Origin of the sequence: Sphingobium wenxiniae (genome assembly GCF_007830065.1) — a bacterium.
Taxonomy (GTDB): domain Bacteria; phylum Pseudomonadota; class Alphaproteobacteria; order Sphingomonadales; family Sphingomonadaceae; genus Sphingobium; species Sphingobium wenxiniae.
Map to the genome: position 1 here is coordinate 1 of NZ_VLKK01000057.1, position 3,654 is coordinate 3,654.

At 66.8% G+C, this 3,654-nt stretch carries 6 protein-coding genes; 2 read left to right on the top strand and 4 right to left on the bottom strand.

Going from position 1 to position 3,654, the window contains the following annotated elements; genetic code table 11:
• Positions 1–131 precede the first annotated feature (131 nt).
• A complete protein-coding gene (locus tag IQ35_RS21305; RefSeq protein WP_066564291.1) occupies positions 132–482 on the top strand; it encodes a hypothetical protein in 351 nt (116 codons plus the stop codon).
• A gap of 138 nt (positions 483–620) precedes the next feature.
• Here the strand turns inward: IQ35_RS21305 and IQ35_RS20660 are convergent, their stop codons facing one another.
• Positions 621–1,142, bottom strand: a complete 522-nt coding sequence (locus IQ35_RS20660) for a hypothetical protein (protein WP_031295760.1) — start codon at positions 1,140–1,142, stop codon at positions 621–623.
• 107 nt (positions 1,143–1,249) lie between these two features.
• Positions 1,250–1,414 carry a hypothetical protein gene (locus tag IQ35_RS20665; protein ID WP_007688065.1) on the bottom strand — a complete coding sequence of 55 codons (165 nt, stop codon included), beginning with the start codon at positions 1,412–1,414 and terminating at the stop codon, positions 1,250–1,252.
• Positions 1,415–1,719: 305 nt separating this feature from the next.
• Here IQ35_RS20665 and IQ35_RS20670 point away from each other — a divergent pair, with 305 nt between their 5' ends.
• Complete coding sequence (locus IQ35_RS20670; RefSeq protein ID WP_007688066.1) at positions 1,720–2,154, top strand: thermonuclease family protein; 435 nt, start codon at positions 1,720–1,722, stop codon at positions 2,152–2,154.
• A gap of 75 nt (positions 2,155–2,229) precedes the next feature.
• Here the strand turns inward: IQ35_RS20670 and IQ35_RS20675 are convergent, their stop codons facing one another.
• Positions 2,230–2,637, bottom strand: a complete 408-nt coding sequence (locus tag IQ35_RS20675) for a single-stranded DNA-binding protein (protein ID WP_007688067.1) — start codon at positions 2,635–2,637, stop codon at positions 2,230–2,232.
• A 407-nt stretch (positions 2,638–3,044) separates the two neighbouring features.
• Positions 3,045–3,654 (bottom strand): hypothetical protein (locus IQ35_RS20680; RefSeq protein ID WP_145076181.1); only part of this gene is annotated, 610 nt, incomplete at its 5' end.

Sequence of the window (3,654 nt, forward strand, 5' to 3'; positions counted from 1 at the left end):
TTGCGCGGGCGCGCGCGCCGGCCAGGCAAGCCGACAGGAGGAAGGTCTTGGCGGGCGGGATCGCGAAGAGATGATCGCGGTGTCCTGATTCTCTGGCTCCGCGGAGAGCCCGGCGCTATCCTCCGCCCATCATGACGAGCAGCGCCACTCTCTTCCGCCTTGCCCCGGCCTGGACCGCGTCACTCCAGGCGATGCGGCTGCGCCAGATCCTCGTCCGATCGCAATGCCGCCGCTGCGGTGCGTTGATGCGCGAGGATGTCGATGCCCTGATCGGGCTCCATGGAGCAGGCGCCAGCCTCATCGACCGGCAGGCCCGATGCCGCATGGTCGGCTGCGACGGCGCGGCCTATTATCTCGCGGCGCGGGGCCATGACCGTCCCTGGCACATATTGCTGCACGATGAGCACCTGCGTGCGGGCCTGGCCAACTGCCCTCCAGCGCGCGGCGCGACCGGCCGGGCCATAGTTTGCGCGCAGGGTTGAGAAGTGCGAGCAGTCACGGCAGGGATCGTCACCCGAATGGGCTGAGACTTGGCACAAGGCTCAGGGCGAAGCCTAGAGCCCGGTCCGGCCGCGCCGGAGCCGCCATTCTCAGCGCATAGATGCAGAGAAATCCGACTTTCAGACGGCAACCGCCCGTCGCAGATTGCCAAGTGCAGAACACAATTTCTGCGATACCTTACGGAGCTGCTGAAGCCTCTCCGCCGCCTCGTTCTCTTCGATCACGAGCGTCGAACGATCAGCCTGCCGTGCCCGGATCGCGATCACACGAAAGATGGCGGCCCATCGACTGGTCCGTTCGACTGTCAGCTTCGCCTGGCCATGGGCGAGCATCGTGCGCAGCCCTTCCTGGTGCCGAAATTCCGCCAGCAGGCTCGCGACACCCTTTCCCTCCACGGAAAAGGGGCCGCCCTCATTGACGAGTGCAGCAAGGTCATCGAGCCGTTGCCCGACCAAATGCCGTAGCTTCACCGACTGTCCTCGTCCCGGCTGAGCGCTCAGATGCAGCAAAGTCTCGGTAACGGCCACCTCCACCGCGGCGAAGCATTGCAGACAGGCACCGCGCCAGGCGTTCACCTCCTGGGTGACGCGCGCCCACAGGGCATCATCGCCGGCATTCGCTATCGCAGCCTCAATCGTCATTATCGCAGCATAGTCGCGGCATCTGAACAATCGGTTCTCGTCTTCGGCGCAAGCCGCGAGCGAAGCGCGGGGAATAACCGGGAGCCGAGCGGCTCCCGGTCGAGCCGTCAGGCAAAGGGATCGAATTCGGTGACGATGGCGACGCTGCCGTCGGCGTCTTCGGCGGTGATAACCCCGTAATGCTGCCCGATCGCGATGACGAAGGTGACCATCATGAGGCTGCGCGAGAGGCTGAAGGCGTGGCGGCGAGCGATTGCGATGTCGGTGAACATGTCGAGGCTCCTTTGCGCGCCGGCGGGTTCGTCCCGCTCGACAGGCGCCCGATGTGTCCGGCCGGTGGCCGCGATCACTTTTTTGGCTGGAGGCCCAAAAAGCCGTAGCGAAGCGACCGGACCCCTTGCGGGTTGATCGCAAAAGGTCACCGGGTGGACCAAGGATCGCGCCGATTGAGAGCGGGCGAACCCGCCGGCCAGGAGGCCAGGTCCCCGCCGATGTCGCGCCCCACCCCTTGCCCTGCCTGCCGCTCCATCCAACGGGTCCGGATGACAGGCCGCCGCTTGTCGGTTAGCCCCGCCGGATGCTGTTCCCGCTCCTGCTTGCCGCCGCCGTGGTCCCCAATGATCAGACCTTCGCCTGCACACCGACGCGCGTCTGGGATGGCGATGGCCCGATCTGGTGCCGCGAGGGCGCCCATGTGCGGCTCGCCGGCATTGCCGCGCGCGAGATCGACAACAGCTGCCGCCCCGGCCAGCCCTGTCCGAGAGCAAGTGGCCCGGCCGCCCGCGATGCGTTGGTGCGCCTGCTTGGCGGACCGCGCGGCCAGACATCCACCGGGCATATTCGCGTGGCTGGCCCCACCATGCGCTGCGTCTCGACCGGCGAAGCCAAGGGCAACCGGACCGGCGCCTGGTGCAACGCGCCCGGCATCGGCGATCTCAGCTGCGCGATGATTGCGACCGGCACCGTGCTGCGCTGGGAGCGCTATGCCAAGGGGCGATGCCGATCCCGCTGATCCGCTTGGGACCATGCCGCGCCTGAACAGGATAAGAGGCCCGGCGGCGATGCCGCCGGGCCGCCCTGTCCGAGCTCAGAAGGGGATTTCATCGTCTTCGGGCTCGTTGCCGCCGCCGCTATTCTCGTTGGACTTGGCGCGGGTGAGGAAGGTCACCTCGTCGGCGATGATCTCGACGCCGTAGCGTTCGATATTCTCGCTGTCGGTCCAGCGGGTGTAGTGGATACGGCCCCGGACCATGACCTTCATACCCTTGTCGACATATTGCTCGACCGTCTTGCCGACGCCGTTGAAGCAGGTGATCCGGTGCCATTCGGTGTCCTCGAGGCGGCGATTGTTGTCGTCGCGCAGGATCTTGCCGTTGCTGTCGCGCTTCGGGCGCGAGGTGGCGAGGCTGAAATGGGTAATGCGGGTGCCGCCCTGGGTGGTGCGGGTTTCCGGCGTGCCACCGACATTGCCGGCGAGGATGACGAGGTTCTGCATGGCCTGAGTTCCTTCGATGTGGGTCCAAGGGACCGTCCCTTCGACTGATCCCCGGCCAAGGCGGACAGGACGGCCCATCCACCGGCAGCGCAGCGCCGGGGAACCCCGAGACAAGGGGTGGTGCGGGCAGCCGTGGCACACGGCAACTCGGCCCGATGGCTTGCGGGTTGGATGGGCCGGACGGCCGGCTTAGGGGTCAGATGAGGAGAAGGACGGTGCGTCGCTTGGGCCATGACCGGAGCCCACCCAGCGAAACCGCCGATATTGCCGGCTTTGCCGAGCACGCCGGTCCGGCATCTCGCGGACCTTACGCCCGTGCCTTATCTGCCCGTCCCTTGAGCCGCAGGACGGGATTGTAGATCCTTCGCATGGCCACTCGCGGGCTCGACACGACGTCCGTTGCACGATCACGCGGAGGGGGAAGAGGAGGTACGCAAGGTGGCGGCGCCTGGCGTGGCTGGCCTCAGGCAGGCCGCCACGGCATCGAGGAGCTGCCCGGTCTCGCAAAGCACGGCGCCGATGTCGCAGGCATAGCCACCTGCCACCAGCGCGTCGATCCGATGCACGGCATAGGCCGGGCCGAGGCTCTTGATGAAATCGGCCAGCGGACGACCGGGCGCCGGCAGGCCTAGCTGCCGCGCCTCGTCGAGGGCGCGGACAAGGTCATGACGGATATCGCGGGCCAGCGCATCGTCCGTCCAGCCATGACCCAAAAGATGCGCCTTCAAACCCAGTTCGCAGGAGATCGCGAGCAAGTGCAGTGCCGGCGCAAGCGCAATAGGCGCGCCAATCTGCGCGCCGCGATGAAATTCGCGCGCTCGATCGAGAAACACGGCTGCAAGCACCGGATCGCCGGGCGCCGCCAATCTTTCGATCGCGCGCCAGCGGCGCGGCGTCAGCTGGCGGAGCCAGGAGGGACCGGCCTGGTTGCGAAGATGCCGTAAGTAAGCGCCATCGGCTTCGTCCACATCGCGGCCTGTCGACCATAAGGACAGCAGCTTCGCCTTCCAGTGGCGG